This window comes from Musicola paradisiaca NCPPB 2511 (assembly GCF_000400505.1).
Lineage (GTDB): Bacteria > Pseudomonadota > Gammaproteobacteria > Enterobacterales > Enterobacteriaceae > Musicola > Musicola paradisiaca.
Genome location: NZ_CM001857.1, coordinates 1,766,116 through 1,785,947 on the forward strand (window position 1 = coordinate 1,766,116; position 19,832 = coordinate 1,785,947).

Genomic DNA, 19,832 nt, shown 5'->3' on the forward strand with positions numbered 1-19,832 from the left:
CGTTCATAATGGCCAGTTGGAACATTTTCAGCAAAGCGCTCCCATGGCGGCCCCATCCGTATTGGGCTGGATGCGTTAATCACCTTGCCTCGGTATGAGACTGCCACATGCCATGACGAAGGTAGCTTTCGCGTCACGCTGAATCTTTTCAGTATCACAACTGAACTGCCGGTTACGTTGCGTCAGTCTGACGTCTCTCCAAATTCTATCCTTGAGTGCATAAGTTAGTTCGCATATTATGCACGCCTTTATGTTAATGATTATCATTTGCACAAAGGTGTGCTCAGGGAACCTATTCATGATAACTACGTGTACTTTCTCTTTTGATCCTGGTTGCTCCGCTTTGTCGCGGCGTGGATATTTGGCCATTATGATTTCGGCTGCGTTAGGGAGTGTCTCTTCGGTAGCACTCGCCGCAGAGGAAACGATTACCGTTGAAGCGTCGGCGGCTACGAAGGAAGACGCTTGGGGGCCGGCGCCAACTATCGTCGCCAAACGTAGCGCTACCGGTACGAAAACCGATACGTCAATCGAGAAGAACCCACAATCCGTATCGGTCGTCACCAGTGAAGAGCTTCAGATCCGTCAACCCGATACGGTAAAAGATGCATTGGGCTACACACCCGGTGTGTTTTCCGGTAACCGCGGCAGTTCCAATACCTATGATGTGGTGAATATCCGGGGATTCACGTCGGTCAATACTAACCAGTATTTGGATGGTCTTAAGCTACAGGGGGATAACTACTCGGAAGCCGTCCTGGATCCCTATATGCTTGAGCGCGTTGAAGTATTGCGCGGGCCGGTTTCTGTCCTTTATGGCAAAACCAGCCCCGGTGGGTTGGTTGCGCTGGTCAGTAAACGTCCGACGGCCGAGACGATCCGTGAAGTGCAGTTCAAAATGGGGACGGATAATCTCTATCAAACCGGGTTCGATTTTGGCGGCGCGCTGGATGATAGCGGGGTGTATACCTATCGGTTTACCGGTGTGGCGCGTAGCAGCGATGCGCAGCAGGATATGGCCAAGGAAAAGCGTTATTCCATTGCGCCGTCATTTAGCTGGCAGCCTGATCAGAACACTACATTTACCCTGTTAACGCATTTCCAAAATGATCCCTATACCGGGTTCTACGGGTGGTTGCCGCGTCAGGGAACGGTGAATCCGTATTTCGATGCCGATGGGCAGGCGCATAAGCTGTCGACCTCCTTCAATGAAGGGGAAGCGAGTAATAAGCTTTCACGTAACCAGAAAATGATCGGTTACAGCGCGGAACACGCATTCAATGACACCTGGATCGTAAGACAGAACCTGCGTTACATGCAGTTGGATTCCTATTATCGCGGCATTTATGGCTCCGGTGTTTCCTCTTCTCAATCATATGTATTAGATCGCGCATCGGTTATTTCCCGTGAGCATCTGAACAGCTTCACGGTTGATAATCAGGCTCAGGCTGCATTCTCAACGGCGGACGTCGAGCATACCGTGCTGTTCGGCGTCGATTATATGCGTATGCGCAATGATATCGACGCCTATTTCGGCTCCGCTTCGTCGCTGGATATGAGCAACCCCCTTTATGGGGACGACACGATTCCTTCTGATTCGTTGTTTGCCTGGAAGTATTTGAATCGTCAGGAACAAACGGGTTTTTATATACAGGATCAAGCGCAGTGGAAGCAGTGGCTGTTGACGATAGGCGGGCGTTATGACTGGTCGAAAACTTCGGCGCAAAATCGTAATTCAGGCTCGACCGAAGCCCGGAACGATGGGCAATTTACCTGGCGTGGTGGGATCAACTACCTGTTTGATAACGGCATAACGCCTTATTTTAGCTATAGCGAATCGTTTGAACCGACATCGGGCACCAATGCTGATGGGGGAACGTTCAAACCTTCGTTGGGTAAACAATATGAAGTTGGGGTGAAATATGCACCGAAGGATCGGCCGGTTGTTCTGACGGCTGCCGTCTATACCCTGACGAAGAGTAATAATCTGACCACTGATCTCTCTAATCCGAGTTTCAGTATTCAGACCGGGGAAATTCGTGCCCAGGGTGTTGAGTTGGAAGCTAAAAGCGCATTAAACCAGAATGTCAACATGACGGCGGCTTATTCCCATGTTGATGTGAAGTACACGCGGGATAATGCTTTGCAAGGGAAGCGACCCTACCAGATTCCTAATAACCAGGCGTCCTTATGGCTGGATTACACCTTCCGTGAAGCAGCGCTTAGCGGGGTGAGTATAGGATCAGGCGTCCGTTATATCGGCAGTTCGTATGGCGATGCCGACAATTCTTTCAAAGTTGCGCCATATGGTTTGCTTGATGCGATGGTGAAATACGATCTGGCGCGATTTGGCATGCCGGGATCCAGTATTGGCGTCAATGTGGAGAATCTGTTGGATCGTCAATACGTTGCCAGTTGCTACTCAGATTATGCCTGTTATTGGGGCAGTGAACGTCGTGTTACCGCCACGGCGACATTCAGATTTTAAATGTATACCGCCGTGGTTGTGGAACCACGGCGGTCATTGCGAGGGATGTTATACGCCAAGCTTTTTGTGGTATTCCGCACGGGTTTTCTTCAACTCGTCCGTTGCGGCCTTTGCTTGTTCCAGCTTGCCTGCATCAACCAGTGCAATAGCATCATCAATTTGTTTGAGTAGCTTACTTAAGCCTTCGTTAAATACTGCACTTTCAGCACCTTTATTAGCCTGCGGGTCAGCCTTCGCTTTAGTGGTGTGTTCCTTCAGCTTCAACAGTTCGGCCTTCAGTGTCGCAGCATCATTGGCATTGGATGCTGCTTTGTAGCTTTTTTGCATGGCTGACATTTCATCTCGTACTGCAGCGATACCAGAAACAGGCAGAAGTGCTGCGGATGCCGAAATGGCCAGACACATTGCGATAATCGTTTTTTTCATTGCTCACTCCAGGTTAAAAAGCCTTATAGGCGATGGGCTTGTTATTTTTCGGCAGTATTCATGAGCGGCTTCATGGGGTCAAATGGAATTTATATTACACTCAGCATAGTTATCTAAAACAATGTCTATTTCACGTGTAAAAAAACGGCAATTCATAATTAACTGCATGATGATTCAATATTTTTTACCATACTGATTTCAATGTAAATATTTATATATTTTTAAGCCCTTCTGCATAAGAAGCTATTGATTGGTTGTGTAATATTAACCATTATTAATGAGACTAAGATCTCTTATTTAGGTGACTACGATGAAGGTTATGAATTAACGACAATATCAATCTGAAATTGAGGGGGAATAATGTCCGCAATATGAAGCAAGTTATTTACGAGTTGTCGAATAATTAGACTTTCTCTCGATATCACCACGATACCGCAGTCATTCGCCGGATTTCCCTATGCCCAGGATGGGGCCAGCGGAATTCATGTTATTAGGCGGAGAGCAGCAAAAGAGCAACATTAATGTGTTGAACTTAATTGTTGCTGATATGGCTGATTATGGATTGGGCGTTTTTTCTTTCTTGTATCGCCACAACCATTTCCCACTGGCCATGCGACGGTAGAAAAGGATACCTCGCACGATCCAGTCGAAAAACATGCCCATCCATACGCCAACGACGCCGAAGCCAAGCATAACGCCCAGTATATAACCAGCTATAACCCGGCATCCCCACATGCCTGCCAAAGCAACCCACATGGTGTAACTGGCGTCTTTAGCGCCCTTGAGGCCGGCGGGTAACACCCAGGAAGCCGCCCAGGCTGGCATGAACAGCGCATTAAGCCATATCAGTTCCTTGGCAACCTTTATGACATCGGGCTCATTGGTATAGAACGATGACAGCCAACCAGCCATAGGAACGGATAGGATCCCCAATGCACAAAGTCCAATGTTGGATAACCAGAAAATGTGTTTAAGCTGGCGTACCGACTGGGCAATTTGGCCTTTCCCCAAGCGGGTTCCTACGATGATGGTTGATGCTGCGCCGAGGGAGTTCCCTGGTAGGTTGATCAACGCCACAATAGAAAACGCGATAAAATTACCGGCAATGACTTCGGTTCCCATACCTGCGACAAAACGTTGAGTAATCAGTTTTCCGATGTTAAACATGACGGATTCAATACTGGCGGGAATGCCAATACTTAGTACCTCGTAGAGGATCGCTGTTGTAAAAGGGTAAAAGTAGCTTTTAAACGAAATACGTAACGCGCCATTGAACCCTTTCATTAAGGTTAAAATGACAAATAAGGCGCCGATATAACGTGAAAGCGTAATGCCTAAACCTGCGCCAATAAATCCCAATCCGTGCCAGGGGCCGATACCGTAAATTAGAATGCCGCTGATTATAATATTCAGGATATTCATAGCGATATTAATCAGCATAGGCAGCCGGGTATTGCCAGCGCCACGCAGTGCACCGCATCCGACGAGCGCTATCGCTATAGCCGGATAACCCCAAACGGTCAGACGAAGGAATGTTAAAGCCAGTGTTTTTACCGCTGGTTCAGCGCTCCAGGCGATAAGGTTGATGATGGTAGCGCCGGATAATTCAACCACCCCAACCAGCACAAAGGACACCAGAACCAGTAACGACATGGATTGCCTGGATGCTTGCAGAGCCATATATCGCTTACGCTGCCCGAGATTGAAAGCGACGACAACTGCCGTACCAAGAGCTACCGCTGTGAAAAAGGCGATGACCAGCATGTTGAAGCTATCGGCCAATCCGACAGCCGCCATCGCTTCTTTACCTAACCAACTGACGAGGAATGTACTGAAAATCCCCATCAGAACAACGCAAAGCCCTTCAATAAAGATCGGCAGCGCCAGTGGCATGATTTCACGTTTGAGCAAAACGCGGTTTGAGCGGCGTTTTCTATACCAAGAGGTATCGCGTAGCGTACTTAACAGCTGTTTGGCTGTACTCAAGATCGTATTACCTGTTTTTGATTTGAAGCGGGGAGGAGACCTGACTTTTACTCGTTTTTTGCGGTTGAGCCCGTTCATTTAGCCATGGTTATCCTGGAGCATAGAAGCAGTGTGCACTATGTCGCTGATCCGTACCATGATCAAAGAAGGGGAATTGGGGCATTCTCGCGCTGTTGTCGCACATTGGGTGTTGGGGTATCAAATGGTTTTCTGCGGTGATTATAAACACCCTTTGCGTATGAAACAGTACGGCGGCACGATTTAGTTGAAACATGATTTTATATTGAAATTCCCATGATATGTTGCTGCCCCGGCAAGGATAGCCGTTTTGATCTTCTGTCATGTAAACGGAATCACCACTCACTGAGAATTAGTTGCATCTGCATTGCGGTTCACGAGAGAAGATCTGTAAAGTAACAGGAGGCGACCATATTCTGGGTTTTCAGAGCAATATTATGAATGTAAACGATCGTGTTACGGTAAAAACGGATGGTGCTACTCGCAGGGAGGGCGTGATTCTGGCGGTAGAGATGTTTCAGGAAGGCGTTATGTACCTGGTGGCGCTGGATGATTATCCCGATGGGATTTGGTTTTTTAACGAGCTCAACAGCCCGGAAGGGGTCTTTGTTGAGCCGGAAAGACTTTGAAATAAACGGCCCGATACAGCAACCGCTGTATCGGGCATATCAGTCAGAACGTTTCCCAGTTATCGCTGCCGGTCTTGGCGTGCGGTTTCCCAAGCTGCAGATTTGTTGTCGTGGCCGCCGTTGTCGCCAATGCTGGCTTGGCTGGCGTGATGAATGACGAACCCGCGTGATTGGCGAGTTTGAATGCGGCTACGGCGTGAGTCAGTATTGATGCCTGTTCCTCAAGTGACGCGGCGGCTGCCGATGCTTGCTGTACCAATGCCGCATTCTGTTGCGTTGTGCTGTCCATTTCCGTAATCGCCTGACCGACCTGGCTGATCCCTCTGCTCTGTTCGTCAGATGCGGAGGCGATCTCATTCATAATATCGGTGACGTTGGTTACTGCATGGACGATTTCGTGCATTGTCTGCCCAGCTTTATCAACCAGGGCGGAGCCATTGTTGACTAGGGTAACTGATTCAGAAATCAGATTTTCAATCTCCTTGGCGGCTTGAGCACTGCGCTGCGCCAGATTACGAACTTCACCTGCGACAACGGCAAAACCACGTCCTTGTTCGCCTGCCCGCGCCGCTTCTACCGCAGCATTCAGCGCCAGAATGTTGGTCTGGAAGGCAATGCTGTTGATGACATTGGTGATTTCAGAGATTTTACGGGAACTGCCGGAGATACTGTTCATCGTGTTGATGACATTTTCAACGATTTCGCCACCTTGACGCGCTTTTCCGGAGGCATTTGATGCCAATTGGCTGGCATGGTGGGCGTTATCCGAGTTTTGTTTTACTGTGGCGGTCAACTGCTCCATGCTGGCGGCCGTCTGTTCGATAGCTGCAGCCTGCTGTTCCGTTCTGGAGGCAAGGTCTTTGTTACCGGCGGTAATTTCTGTCGTACCCTGATAAATAGAGCCCGCACTATCACGAACCGTTGAAACCGTATGCACCAGTGATGCCTGCATTTGTTGGACATTCTGGCCGAGAATCCCCATCTCGTTTCGACCGAAACGTTCATCGGATTGAGTCAGGTCGCCTTGCGCAATGCGTTGGATGCGAGTGACCAGAACATTCATCGGTTTAATCAACGTGCCACGCAAGAACATGAATGTCAGCAAGGTCATCACTGCGGCAATCACAAAGCTGATCGCCATCAGTGAATAACCTAACATGGCTTGATGTTGAGCTTCGGCATTCAGTGCCTTGGCGCGTTCTGTCCGAAATGCAATCGCTTTCAGCAGCGGCTTATTGTATTCCGCATCCAGTACGCGAACTTCATCTGCCTCATGATTCAGTATTTCTTCAAAATAACCGTCTTTGGCTGCCTTCAACATCGGCAGGATGCCTTTTTCGATATAATCGTTGTAAGCCTTTTTCAGATCGGGATCCAAAGCGATATCCGTATCGGTTTTAACGGTCCGGTTTTCATAGATATTGAACGCATCTTTTGACATTACGATGCGTTGTTCGGCTTGCTTTATATTGTTGTTAAATACCTCCGTATCTCCAACGCGAACAGCAGCTCCAGCCTGAATAATAAGCAATCGGGCGGTTCTGAGATGGTTGGAACTGTTGGAGAGACCTAGACGGACGTCGATTTCCTGGGTGACATAATCCAGATTTTGGTTAGCGCGAACCAGAAAATAGCTGGCGGTACCAATAGCCAGAGCAAACATCAGCATGATGCCGCCCAGAATGATGACAAATAACGGTACCAGACCAAGGTTACTCAATATGCCCGCTTTACCCTGTTGATTTGATTTTGACATCATTTTCATATCCATATCGCTCGTTTCAGGAAAAATGAATCATCGCTTGCTGTGTGTACTACCGACATAACCTGAGAGTGTTAACTTATGGAAACATTAGCGCAACAATTTTGCTCGCGTATTACGAACATAGCCTAGCATCTATGATGTGAAACATTCATACATTTCAGTGCGATTTTGATCACGAATCTGGTGGCTGAAAAAGTCTCTTTCTGCTGTTAACCGTTTTCATTATTAAGTAATTAAATGGGATCTGAAGAAACCAGCTCAACTGGTTGGATATGTTAAAAATTGATATCCCACTCATAGTGGGATATCACCGTTGTTTTGATGGTGTGGCGATTATTCTGTGCAAACATGCGCGATATGAAGGAAATAAGCGCTATTGGCATTTGTATAGATAGCGACAGCTTGAACGTTTCTCGAACGAGCATAATGTCGGCAATAAAGGGCTCCAATGATCCAGGCATGTATCATGTATGCAGTAGCCCCCATGCATTTAATGGTATCTCCATTTTTCTTGCAATAGAGAACCTGGTTGAGTGTGTTTCCCGCTGAGAATAGCAGGCATGTTTGTGTACGGCGGTAGGCAGGGCTATTTATGAGGATGTAATGAGAACCGTTACATTACTTATTCCAGTAATCGTAACCTGAGTTTTTGAAAATCGCGTATTGCTTTCCAGGTTCCTGCTCAATATTCAGCTCTTGCCACACACTATTCTCTGTTTGCCAGCGACATTGCTGGCAAATGAGCACTTATATAACTAATCTATTCGCTAATAGCGCATGTAAACAGAATGAAAGAATATGCAGAGTTTACATAACGTATTGATTTATTTTAAATAATTCGTATATTGTTTTGACTTAACGAGATTTTTGGGAGTGTTGTTGGTTGTTTTATGTTCAGAAAAATTTCATTGGAAGGCAAAAATAGTGAAATGTTGTAAGTGAGATCCTTTTAAAATGTGACATGCATCACACTTTTATCAAAATGCTCTCTGGCTTTCGTTGTATGAGTCATGGCTAAGGCGGTAGAGTGGCAGGAATTAGGATTAATCCTATGCTCTGGGTATGGGCGGAAAAGTGAAGCCAGGAAGGATACATCTGTGGTAACGGACAACGAGAGCGTGGAGTACATCAACACAGTTGATACTGCATTTTCGTCGTAGATAACACTATAACGCTTTAAATAATCTGGCACCGATAGTTTTCATGCCACCTATGGAGAGTGACTGTTTAACCGGGCGATACGTTATATCACCTAACTGAAGTTTAAAACATAGCCTGTCGGGATGGGATTATGGGTACCTCTGAATTACTCAAGCACATTTATGACATCAATTTGTCTTACTTGTTACTTGCTCAACGGTTAATCAACGACGAAAAGGCATCTGCTATGTTTCGTCTCGGCATAAATGAAGAGATGGCCGATACGCTGATGCAGCTTACTTTGCCGCAGATGGTCAAGCTGGCCGAAACCAATCAACTGATATGTCATTTCCGCTTCAGTGATCACAATACGATTAAGCTTCTGACTCAAGAGTCACGTGTTGATGATTTGCAGCAAATTCATACCGGAATCTTATTATCTAGTCATTTATTACAAGAGTTGTCTTCTAAAGAAGAAAACCTGCCTAAGAAAAGGGCATGATGATGGCGGAAAAAAGCATTGTTCAAGAAGCGAAAGATATTCAGTTAGCGATGGAGCTGATATCTCTTGGCGCTCGCTTACAGATGCTGGAAAGTGAAACCCAGCTGAGTCGTGGGCGTTTAATCAAATTGTATAAAGAATTGAGAGGGAGTCCCCCACCTAAAGGTATGCTGCCTTTTTCTACTGACTGGTTCATGACATGGGAACAGAATATTCATTCGTCCATGTTCTATAACGCCTATTTATTTTTGCTGAAAAATGGTCAGCATAGTGGCGTAGAGGCAGTTATAAGGGCTTACCGCCTCTATCTGGAGCAATGTGCTCCACAAAGCGATGCTCCTCTGCTAGCGTTGACCCGGGCGTGGACATTAGTGCGTTTTGTTGATAGTGGCATGCTGCAGCTATCCTCTTGTAATTGCTGCAAAGGCATGTTTATCACTCATGCTCATCAACCTAAAAACGGGTTCGTCTGCAGTCTGTGTCAACCTCCTTCCCGAGCAGTAAAAAGACGTAAACTTTCTCCGCATGTTGCCGATATGATACCTCAACTGCTGGATGAACAGGTCAAGCACGCCGTCTGAGCCTGATTCGTGATTCTGTCACTGTGAGTTCAAGTGACGGAATCTTTCCAAGCAAGTGTTGTTAAGGCTCTACAGTACTTATGCCTTGCCCAACCACCTTTGCTATTTTATAAGGAATTCTTGTGCTGGTTATATTGGGTTATCTTGTCACTATAGGCTCCATACTGGGCGGTTATCTTATCGTTGGCGGTGAGCTGGGAGCTCTTTATCAACCCTCAGAGTTACTGATCATTGGTGGTTCGGCAATAGGTGCTTTTATTGTCGGTAATACGGGCAAGGGAATCAAAGGGACATTGCGTGCGCTTCCAACCCTATTCAAAGGTTCCAAATATACCAAAGCTGTATATATGGATCTTATGGCTGTTCTATTCCGTCTGATGGCCAAATCTCGCCAACAGGGTATGCTTTCGTTAGAGTTTGACATTGATAATCCTAAAGAAAGTGAGATCTTCTCAACTTATCCACGAATTCTGTCCGATAATTATGTTATTGAGTTTGTCACCGACTATCTTCGATTAATGGTTAGTGGAAACATGAATGCGTTTGAAATAGAGACGCTAATGGATGAAGAAATCGAAACGGTTGAGCATGAAATCGAAGTCCCTGCGACCAGCCTTAACCTGATGGGTGATGGCTTGCCGGCTTTCGGTATTGTTGCAGCAGTGATGGGGGTGGTTCATTCTCTGGCGTTTGTCGACCGTCCGGCTGCTGAGTTGGGGATGATGATTGCCCATGCAATGGTAGGGACATTTCTTGGTATTTTATTGGCTTATGGTTTTGTTTCTCCTTTAGCGTCTTTATTACGTCAAAAAAATTCAGAAAAAATTAAAGTATTACAATGTATTAAGGTTACTTTGTTGTCGAGCCTTAATGGCTATGCACCGCAGATCGCTGTTGAATTTGGTCGTAAAACGCTGTATTCCACGGTACGTCCTTCATTCACTGAAATGGAAGATCATATTCGTAGCGTAAAAGCTCCACCGCAGCAGGCAGCGGAAAATGACGCATGAAACATCAACATCCCATTATCCGCAAAAAACGTAAATCGGGACATGCGGCTCATCATGGCGGTTCATGGAAAATTGCCTATGCTGACTTTATGACAGCCATGATGGCACTTTTCTTGGTTATGTGGCTTATCGCTATTTCATCTCCATCCCAGCTAGCTCAGATTGCTGAGTATTTTCGTACACCCTTGAAAATTGCGATTACATCCGGGCCCAAAATGAGTGATGCATCAAATCCTATACCGGGCGGAGGGGCTGATCCGACTCATCAGGAAGGGGATGTATCGAGGCAGATCGATACGATGGATGGACGACTCGAAGAAATAAAACTCAATAAATTGCGTGAGCGTCTTGATCAGTTGATCGAAGCTGATCCGCGTTTACGTGCACTGCGGCCTCATTTATTGATCGAAATGGTTGATGAAGGGTTGCGTATACAGATAATTGATAGCAACAACAGGCCTATGTTTAAAACCGGTAGTGCTCAGGTAGAACCTTACATGAGTGATATTTTGCGAGCTATAGCGCCGATACTTAATGATATCCCTAATAAAATCAGCCTCTCTGGACACACTGATGATGCAAGGTACGCGACAGGGGAAAGAGGTTATAGCAACTGGGAGTTGTCTGCCGATCGAGCAAATGCATCACGACGCGAGTTGATTGCTGGAGGATTGACTGAAGGTAAAGTACTTCGGGTTGTAGGGATGGCTGATACAATGAACTTAAAGCAAGCCAAAGATGGCAGCGATGCTATCAACCGCCGTATCAGTCTGGTTGTGCTAAATAAGCAGGCACAGGAAAATATCGAGCGTGAGAATGCTGAAAGTAGTGCCGTCAACATTGATAAAATAGAGAATTTGCAGAATATGGGGTTGGATAAGTCTAAATCTGTCGATGGCTCTGCCGAAAACAGTAATGGTATGACTTTACCACAACCCGAGACTAACGGGACGCCTGCGCCGGCTGCAACCGGGGCTCCTGCTCAAGCACCGGTTCCGGCAGTGGCACCAGCATCGGGCGCGAATGGAGCATCGACACCAGGTCGTCGGCAGCCGACAACTGCGTTGCCTGCCGCACCTGATAGTCAGGCGACACCTTCTTCAATAAGCCGCGATTCACAGCAGAGGTGACCCACGTGAGCATGGACATGAGTGCTTTCTATCAAACATTCTTTGATGAAGCAGATGAATTGCTGGCGGATATGGAGCAGCATTTATTGCAGCTTGATCCATCAGCTCCTGATACGGAACAAATGAACGCCATATTCCGCGCTGCTCACTCGATTAAAGGGGGCGCAGGAACTTTCGGTTTTACTATATTACAAGAAACCACGCATCTATTAGAAAACCTGTTGGATGGTGCCCGTCGCGGAGAAATGCGACTGAGTACCGATATTATCAACCTGTTTTTGGAAACAAAAGATATCATGCAGGAACAGTTGGATGCTTATAAAACCTCGCAGGAACCCAATGCGGAAAGCTTTGAGTATATTTGCCAAGCTCTGCGTCAGCTCGCTCTGGAGTCAAAAGAAGAACCGAGCGCGTCTGAGTCTGTTCCTGCGGCAGTAGCAGTTAAAACAGAAAACGCTGTGGGTGGCCCGTCGGCATCAGCTGCTTCGGGACATGGCGGACTGTACATTTCCCTCACGAAACTGAAAGAGCAGGATATTCCCCAATTACTTGAAGAACTGGGAAATCTTGGAACCATCAAAGACACTCAGCAAACAAGCAATAGTGTTGATGTAATGCTGGAAACCTCCGCCAGTGAGGATGATATCAGTGCTGTGTTGTGTTTCGTTCTTGAACCCGATCAGATCAGTTTCAAGAATGCATCCGAGGGTTCTGGCGCCAATGAAGCGGCTCCGGTTCTTGCGGTTGAGGTAGTGCCTACCGCGCCGGCCATTGCTGAAGTGGCAGCCGTTCCAGAGGAATCTCAGCCCAAGTCTCAACCAAGTGCACCTGTCGCTAAGGCTGGTAGTGATGCAGGCAAGGCGAGGCCCAAAACCGGCGATACCAGCATCCGTGTTGCCGTGGAAAAAGTTGATCAGCTAATAAACCTGGTTGGTGAACTGGTCATTACTCAATCGATGATAGCTCAACGCTCAAGCGCTCTTGATCCTGTCGCTCATGGTGACTTACTTAACAGCATGGGGCAATTGGAACGCAATGCACGTGACCTTCAAGAGTCTGTTATGTCGATCCGTATGATGCCGATGGAGTACGTATTTAGCCGTTTCCCTCGACTGGTACGTGATTTGGCAGCCAAGTTGGGCAAAGAGGTTGAACTGACATTATTGGGTAGTTCGACAGAACTGGATAAGAGTCTGATCGAACGCATTATCGACCCATTAACCCATCTGGTTCGTAATAGCCTTGATCATGGTATCGAGTCGCCGGAAAAACGCATTGCGGCAGGCAAACCTGCGGTGGGTAATCTGACATTATCCGCTGAGCATCAGGGTGGGAATATTTGCATCGAGGTTATCGACGATGGTGCGGGCCTTAATCGTGAGCGTATTCTCGCCAAGGCTCTATCACAGGGAATGGCTGTTAGTGAAAGCATGACGGATGAAGATGTCGGAATGCTGATTTTTGCCCCTGGCTTTTCTACGGCGGAAAAAGTAACCGATGTGTCTGGCCGTGGCGTAGGTATGGATGTTGTTAAACGAAATATCCAGGAAATGGGCGGTCACGTTGAAATTCACTTTCAGAAAGGTAAAGGAACCACCATTCGAATTCTGTTGCCGTTAACTTTGGCCATCCTTGATGGGATGTCAGTGAAAGTCAGCGGTGAAGTATTTATTCTGCCATTAAATGCAGTAATGGAGTCTTTGCAGCCGCAGGCGGAAGACTTGTATCCGTTGGCCGGCGGAGAGCGAGTGCTGCAGGTTCGTGGCGAATATTTACCGTTGGTTGAGTTGTATCAGGTGTTTGATGTCGCAGAGGCCAAGACGGATGCTACTCAAGGTATCGTCGTAATACTGCAAAGTGCGGGGCGGCGTTATGCACTTTTAGTCGATCAGCTCATTGGTCAACATCAGGTTGTAGTTAAAAACCTGGAAAGTAATTATCGCAAGGTGCCGGGAGTTTCAGCCGCGACTATTCTAGGGGATGGTAGCGTAGCATTGATCGTCGATGTATCGGCGCTTCAGGCACTGTATCGGGAGAAGCGAGTGGCTGAAACCGCTGCTTGATAACAAGATGACGGTTATTAAATAAAGGTGACAAACATGACTGGACTTGCAAATGTTACGAAATTGGCTGGCGAGACAGTAGGTCAGGAATTCCTGATTTTTACTCTGGGCGATGAAGAGTACGGTGTTGATATTCTGAAAGTACAGGAGATACGCGGTTACGACCAAGTGACACGTATTGCCAACACGCCATCATTTATTAAGGGTGTGACAAATCTGCGCGGAGTTATTGTTCCGATTGTTGATTTACGTATCAAATTTGCACAGCAGGAAGTGGATTATGATGATAACACTGTTGTCATCGTGCTCAACCTTAGCCAGCGTGTAGTAGGTATCGTTGTTGACGGCGTTTCGGATGTGCTTTCCTTGACGGCAGATCAGATTCGTCCGGCGCCTGAATTCGCAGTGACTTTGTCGACGGAATATCTGACCGGGCTGGGTTCATTGGGCGAACGAATGCTGATTCTCGTTGATATCGAGAAATTATTAAGCAGTGAAGAGATGGCCTTGGTTGATAGCGTTACAAAAATCTAATAATCGCTAAATGGGGGCCACTTCGGTGGCCCTTAGTTTTATTTAAATCCGCTACTTTCTACAATTTTTCACGGTAATGTTACAACAGATGCTAATGCATCGATAATAGTTATATAAATAAGGCTAGATATGCTTAATCGTATAAAAGTTGTCACCAGTTTGATTATTGCACTGGGGTTATTTAGTGCGCTTCAAATTGCTTCGGGTGGTCTATTTTTTCATGCTTTAAAATCAGACCGAGAAATATTCAAAGTTACTCAGGTAATTAATCAGCAAAAATCTGAGCTAGACTCTACGTGGTCTTATCTCTTGCAGACACGCAACACGTTGAACCGTGCTGGAACCCGATATGCACTTGATGTGTCCGGTGGAAAATCTGGTGGAGTTAGCGCTAATGATTTGATCGCTTTGGCCAAAAAGCAGTTAGTTGTTGCTAATGCCCATTTCGCTAATTATGAAAAGATACCCTATGTTGAACAGCAAGACGCCGTTGTAGCACAGGCGATAAAAGAGAATTATAACGCATTAAACAGTGCGCTAAATGAGTTAATCGTTTTTATTTCCAACGGACAGCTAAAAGAATTTTTTGATCAGCCGACACAAAGTTTCCAGGACAAATTTGAAAAGGCCTATTACTCTTACAAAGAGTCTTACGATAAAGTATACAATCAAGCGATCGTGGAAAATAATTCGGCCTATTCTTCTTCGATTTGGATTCTCGGTTCAGTGGCCGTATTACTGCTGATAATGGTGCTTATGATGTGGGTGAGTATTACTCGTTCGCTGATTTATCCACTGAACTCGTTGATAGAACATATTCGCCAGATGGCTAAAGGTGTTTTGACAACACGTATTGATTTCCATGGTTCCAATGAGATGGGCATTCTGGCTGATAATTTACGGCATATGCAGAGTGAGTTCATCACGACGGTCAGTGCTGTCCGGCATGGAGCTGAAGCCATTTACACTGGTGCTAGCGAGATTAGCGCTGGCAATAATGATCTTTCTTCCAGAACGGAACAACAAGCTTCATCTCTTGAAGAAACAGCCGCCAGCATGGAACAACTGACAGCGACTGTGAAGCAGAATGCGGAGAATGCTCGCCAGGCTAGTCAATTGGCGCTGAATGCGTCGGAAACCGCGCAGAAAGGCGGTAAGGTTGTTGATAATGTGGTGAAAACCATGCACAACATTGCTGGGAGTTCGCAAAAAATCGCAGATATTACCAGCGTGATTGATGGTATTGCATTTCAGACCAACATATTGGCGCTCAATGCTGCAGTAGAAGCAGCCAGAGCGGGCGAGCAAGGTCGTGGTTTTGCCGTTGTCGCGGGTGAAGTAAGAAGTCTTGCTCAACGCAGTGCTCAGGCAGCCAAAGAAATCAAATCGCTCATTGATGATTCTGTCAGCCGTGTGGATGAAGGCTCGATCCTGGTTGAAAGTGCAGGTGAGACCATGGGAGAAATCGTCAGCTCGGTGACTCGCGTGACGGATATTATGGGTGAGATTGCATCTGCATCTGATGAGCAAAGCCGTGGAATAGAACAGGTCGGACTGGCCGTCACTGAAATGGATCAGGTCACTCAACAAAATGCCGCTTTGGTGGAGGAATCTGCAACAGCTGCTGTTGCTCTTGAAGAGCAGGTACGCATTTTGAATCAGGCTGTTGCGGTTTTTCAGTTGCCTGTCAGTGGGAAATCGATGGCACAATCAGTGAGTCATGATCATGCCAGAGTGAGCGCTCCGAAAGTTGGGCTAGTGAAGGTTGCATCAGATAGAAAAGAAAGCAAAGCATCGGATAACTGGGAAAAATTCTAGCGTATAGCGTTTGGTGGTTCGATAAGTCTGGAATGGCGGTGTTGAGTAAGCTGATAGGTTGCATTTTGTCATGCAACCTATTGGTTAGGTTGTTATTCGGGCTGTCATGTTTATGTGATCAATAGAAGTAGCCAGAACTTGACGGCTTCAATTGTTGTCAGTTTGTGGCATGAAGTGATTATTTCCTGAGTGTTTTTGGGCAAAGAGAGGATGAATTCTGCTCAGAGGATCCATTTTTTGGGATAGTTGCAACAGTTTTTGATTTTTGTTGTGCAATGCACGCTGGTTTAGTTAAAGAAAGGTTCATTTTGGCCGATTGATATGGGTAATGCCGGGCTAGAGTATGGGGTGTTCGAAACGTTGTGATGGGCGCCAGCGGTCTACAGGTCGGCAAATGTATAGCACTGGGTTTACTCCGAGGATGCTGAGTAACCTGGTGCTGATAGGGAACTCATAAAATACAGAACAGATACAGGTTCGATCGAAGGTATCCATACCTGTTTCCTGGCTGGAGGACGTAGGTCGGCATTGTGGAATGTGTGTTGTTTTATCGTACCATGCAAAAATGGATGCCTGAATGACAGTGAAAGGTCTATGCATTTCATAATAGGAAATCTAATTGGAAAACAATAAGATAATCTATTCATATTCGGGCGGTTAGATATGAAGAATACACCATCGCCAAATCGTTCAGGTTCCACATCTATTTTAAGTCAGATGGTAGAACGGTTGCCTCTGTCTGATACTCACTTCCGGCGTATCAGTCAGTTGATTTATCAGAGAGCCGGTATTGTTCTAGCCGATCACAAGCGGGAGATGGTCTATAACCGCCTGGTTCGTCGTCTTCGATTGTTGGGGATTAATGATTTTGGCCAGTATCTGGCGTTGTTGGAATCCGATCCTAATAGCTCTGAATGGCAGGCATTCGTTAATGCATTGACGACGAATCTCACTGCTTTTTTCGTGAGGCGCATCACTTTCCTATTCTGGCTGAGCATGCCCGTAAACGACCAGGTGGTTATAGTATCTGGAGTACAGCTGCATCGACGGGGGAAGAACCATATTCTCTGGCAATGACGTTGGCAGAGGTTTACGGCGATCGTTCTGGTAGTTGTCAGGTTATCGCCAGTGATATCGACACTCAGGTTTTGGAGAAAGCATCGGCGGGGATTTATCGCCAGGAAGAGTTGCGCTCACTTTCACCCCAGCAATTACAGCGTTTCTTTTTGAAGGGAACAGGTCCACATAGCGGTTTAGTTCGTGTGCGACCGGAATTGTCGTCGATGATACATTTTCAGCAGGTCAACCTATTAGCTCCAGATTGGGCTGTCCCGGCGCCATTTGATGCGATTTTTTGTCGTAACGTAATGATTTATTTTGATAAAGAAACACAAGAACGCATTCTGCGCCGCTTTGTCCCGTTGCTGAAGCCTGGCGGGTTGTTATTTGCCGGACATTCAGAGAATTTTAGTCAGATAAGTAAAGAGTTTTATCTGCGCGGGCAGACTGTATATGGGCTGGCTAAGGAAAGATAATGAGTAAAATAAAAGTATTGTGTGTTGATGATTCTGCGTTAATGCGCCAGATCATGACTGAAATCATTAATAGCCATCCCGATATGGAAGTAGTCGCTACAGCCCCTGACCCATTGGTGGCGCGTGACCTTATTAAAAAATTCAATCCGCAGGTATTGACGCTGGATGTGGAAATGCCGCGGATGGATGGGTTGGATTTTCTTGAAAAACTGATGCGTCTTCGCCCTATGCCGGTAGTCATGGTTTCGTCTTTGACAGGAAAAGGTTCAGAAATTACGTTGCGTGCTCTGGAACTGGGTGCGATTGATTTTGTCACGAAGCCCCAATTGGGTATTCGTGAAGGGATGTTGGCCTATAGTGAGTTGATCGCTGAAAAAATACGCATGGCTGCCAAAGCTCGTTTACCTCAGCGTAATACAACGGTAACGCCGACTCTTGTTATGCCAAGTACGCCGTTGTTGAGTAGTGAAAAATTAATTGCAATCGGTGCATCAACGGGTGGAACGGAAGCCATCAGGCATGTATTACAGCCTCTTCCGCCAACCAGTCCGGCATTGTTGATCACTCAACATATGCCACCTGGATTTACTAAATCTTTTGCTGAACGCCTGAATAAATTGTGTCAGATTACAGTGAAAGAAGCGGAAGATGGTGAGCGTGTTTTACCTGGTCACGCTTATATAGCTCCGGGAGCTCGCCACCTTGAGTTGATGCGCAGTGGTGCAAACTATCAAGTAAAATTGCATGATGGCCCGCCGGTCAATCGTCATCGCCCTTCGGTTGACGTGTTGTTTCATTCTGTAGCACAGTACGCGGGCCGGAATGCTGTTGGGGTTATTCTGACGGGAATGGGGAACGATGGTGCGGCAGGTATGCTGGAATTGCATCAGGCAGGGGCTTACACCATTGCACAGAATGAAGCCAGTTGTGTGGTATTCGGTATGCCGCGAGAGGCTATTGCACTCGGTGGTGTCGATGAGGTGGTGGATTTGCACCAGGTGAGTCAGCGCATGCTGGCACAAATTTCTGCTGGACAGGCATTACGTATATAGCAGCTCCGGGTGAGCAATAATATTTAGGAGTAAGTATGGCTGATAAAGAACTCAGGTTTTTAGTAGTGGATGATTTTTCGACGATGCGTCGTATTGTTCGAAATCTACTAAAAGAGCTGGGCTTTAATAATGTAGATGAAGCGGAAGATGGTGCGGATGCGCTGAATAAGCTTCGTGCAGGCGGTTTCGACTTTGTAATATCAGACTGGAATATGCCTAATATGGACGGGTTGGAATTGTTGCAGGCGATCCGAGCCGATGGTGCTCTTTCCAAGCTCCCAGTCTTGATGGTGACTGCTGAGGCTAAGAAAGAAAACATTATTGCCGCCGCACAAGCGGGTGCGAGTGGTTATGTTGTTAAACCTTTTACTGCCGCAACACTTGAAGAAAAGCTTAGCAAGATTTTCGAAAAGCTGGGTATTTAAGGAGATGCCATGAATCCACATCCGATGCCCTCTAGCGATCAAGCCACTGCCACAGAGATAATATCTCGCATCGGGCAATTGACTCGCATGTTGCGTGACAGCCTAAAAGAACTTGGTTTGGATCAAGCGATTGCCGAAGCTGCAGAAGCTATTCCTGATGCTCGTGATCGACTTGATTATGTTGTCCAAATGACTGCGCAGGCGGCAGAACGTGCGCTAAGTTGTGTGGAAGCCGCTCAGCCGCGACAGAATCAATTGGAGGTTGAAGCAAAATCTCTAAAAGATCGTTGGGATCAATGGTTTGAAAACCCAATTGAACTAGCGGATGCTCGTGAGTTGGTGACAGATACTCGTAATTATCTTGAGACGGTTCCTGACCATACGGGGTTCACTAATGCCCAATTGCTGGAAATCATGATGGCGCAGGATTTCCAGGATCTTACTGGTCAGGTTATCAAAAGGATGATGGATGTCGTTCAGGAAATAGAGAAGCAGTTGTTGATGGTGTTGCTGGAAAATATTCCAGACAAACCATCTGCAGATCGACGTGCTAATGATGGGCTGCTTAACGGACCTCAAGTTGATAAGACTGCTGCTGGAATTGTCTCCAATCAGGATCAAGTCGACGATTTGCTGGATAGTCTGGGATTCTGATTATCACGAGCCATATAGCAGACGCCTGGTTTCCGTGGTTCAAGGCATGTGGATTTTTACGATCGAGAGGAACCAT

16 protein-coding genes and 1 pseudogene are annotated in these 19,832 nt (G+C 46.5%); 14 read left to right on the forward strand and 3 right to left on the reverse strand.

Annotation, left to right across the window (positions count from 1 at the left end; all coding sequences use genetic code 11):
* Positions 1-298 precede the first annotated feature (298 nt).
* Positions 299-2,488 (forward strand): ferrichrome porin FhuA, encoded by a 2,190-nt coding sequence (gene fhuA, locus DPA2511_RS07750; RefSeq protein WP_012765119.1) that lies wholly within the window; start codon positions 299-301, stop codon positions 2,486-2,488.
* Positions 2,489-2,536: 48 nt separating this feature from the next.
* Here fhuA and DPA2511_RS07755 read toward each other — a convergent pair whose 3' ends face one another.
* Both DPA2511_RS07755 and DPA2511_RS07760 read right to left on the reverse strand, forming a co-directional pair.
* The gene (locus tag DPA2511_RS07755; protein WP_012765120.1) at positions 2,537-2,914 is read right to left on the reverse strand and encodes a cytochrome b562; all 378 of its coding nucleotides are present in this window, start codon (positions 2,912-2,914) and stop codon (positions 2,537-2,539) included.
* Between the two features lie 555 nt (positions 2,915-3,469).
* Complete coding sequence (locus DPA2511_RS07760) at positions 3,470-4,978, reverse strand: EmmdR/YeeO family multidrug/toxin efflux MATE transporter (RefSeq protein ID WP_012765121.1); 1,509 nt, start codon at positions 4,976-4,978, stop codon at positions 3,470-3,472.
* A 40-nt stretch (positions 4,979-5,018) separates the two neighbouring features.
* Here DPA2511_RS07760 and DPA2511_RS23400 point away from each other — a divergent pair, with 40 nt between their 5' ends.
* Both DPA2511_RS23400 and dsrB read left to right on the forward strand, forming a co-directional pair.
* A complete protein-coding gene (locus DPA2511_RS23400; protein ID WP_023638241.1) occupies positions 5,019-5,165 on the forward strand; it encodes a hypothetical protein in 147 nt (48 codons plus the stop codon).
* A gap of 190 nt (positions 5,166-5,355) precedes the next feature.
* Complete coding sequence (dsrB, locus tag DPA2511_RS07770) at positions 5,356-5,547, forward strand: protein DsrB (RefSeq protein WP_012765123.1); 192 nt, start codon at positions 5,356-5,358, stop codon at positions 5,545-5,547.
* Positions 5,548-5,590: 43 nt separating this feature from the next.
* Here dsrB and DPA2511_RS07775 read toward each other — a convergent pair whose 3' ends face one another.
* Positions 5,591-7,318, reverse strand: a complete 1,728-nt coding sequence (locus DPA2511_RS07775) for a methyl-accepting chemotaxis protein (RefSeq protein ID WP_026595152.1) — start codon at positions 7,316-7,318, stop codon at positions 5,591-5,593.
* Between the two features lie 1,285 nt (positions 7,319-8,603).
* On the opposite strand from DPA2511_RS07775, the gene flhD reads away from it, so the two are divergent.
* The 11 genes and pseudogenes from flhD (at position 8,604) to cheZ (ending at position 19,756) form a co-directional block, all read left to right on the forward strand.
* The gene (gene flhD, locus DPA2511_RS07785; RefSeq protein WP_012765125.1) at positions 8,604-8,954 is read left to right on the forward strand and encodes a flagellar transcriptional regulator FlhD; all 351 of its coding nucleotides are present in this window, start codon (positions 8,604-8,606) and stop codon (positions 8,952-8,954) included.
* Positions 8,955-8,956: 2 nt separating this feature from the next.
* Complete coding sequence (gene flhC, locus DPA2511_RS07790) at positions 8,957-9,535, forward strand: flagellar transcriptional regulator FlhC (RefSeq protein WP_023638243.1); 579 nt, start codon at positions 8,957-8,959, stop codon at positions 9,533-9,535.
* Between the two features lie 122 nt (positions 9,536-9,657).
* Complete coding sequence (motA, locus tag DPA2511_RS07795) at positions 9,658-10,545, forward strand: flagellar motor stator protein MotA (RefSeq protein ID WP_012765127.1); 888 nt, start codon at positions 9,658-9,660, stop codon at positions 10,543-10,545.
* On the forward strand, positions 10,542-11,675 hold the full coding sequence (motB, locus tag DPA2511_RS07800; protein WP_012765128.1) for a flagellar motor protein MotB: 1,134 nt from the start codon (positions 10,542-10,544) through the stop codon (positions 11,673-11,675). Before motA ends, motB begins: the two co-directional genes overlap by 4 nt.
* Positions 11,676-11,686: 11 nt before the next feature.
* Complete coding sequence (gene cheA, locus DPA2511_RS07805) at positions 11,687-13,738, forward strand: chemotaxis protein CheA (RefSeq protein WP_035049559.1); 2,052 nt, start codon at positions 11,687-11,689, stop codon at positions 13,736-13,738.
* 36 nt (positions 13,739-13,774) lie between these two features.
* Entirely contained in the window at positions 13,775-14,272 is a 498-nt protein-coding gene (gene cheW, locus DPA2511_RS07810) for a chemotaxis protein CheW (RefSeq protein ID WP_012765130.1), read from the forward strand.
* Positions 14,273-14,401: 129 nt separating this feature from the next.
* Entirely contained in the window at positions 14,402-16,090 is a 1,689-nt protein-coding gene (locus DPA2511_RS07815; protein ID WP_012765131.1) for a methyl-accepting chemotaxis protein, read from the forward strand.
* 663 nt (positions 16,091-16,753) lie between these two features.
* Positions 16,754-17,625 (forward strand): annotated as a pseudogene (gene cheR, locus DPA2511_RS21305) (protein-glutamate O-methyltransferase CheR).
* Entirely contained in the window at positions 17,625-18,677 is a 1,053-nt protein-coding gene (locus tag DPA2511_RS07825; protein ID WP_012765133.1) for a protein-glutamate methylesterase/protein-glutamine glutaminase, read from the forward strand. The pseudogene cheR and the gene DPA2511_RS07825 overlap by 1 nt, the downstream one beginning before the upstream one ends.
* A gap of 35 nt (positions 18,678-18,712) precedes the next feature.
* Entirely contained in the window at positions 18,713-19,102 is a 390-nt protein-coding gene (gene cheY / locus DPA2511_RS07830; RefSeq protein WP_012765134.1) for a chemotaxis response regulator CheY, read from the forward strand.
* A 9-nt stretch (positions 19,103-19,111) separates the two neighbouring features.
* On the forward strand, positions 19,112-19,756 hold the full coding sequence (cheZ, locus tag DPA2511_RS07835) for a protein phosphatase CheZ (RefSeq protein ID WP_012765135.1): 645 nt from the start codon (positions 19,112-19,114) through the stop codon (positions 19,754-19,756).
* Positions 19,757-19,832 lie beyond the last annotated feature (76 nt).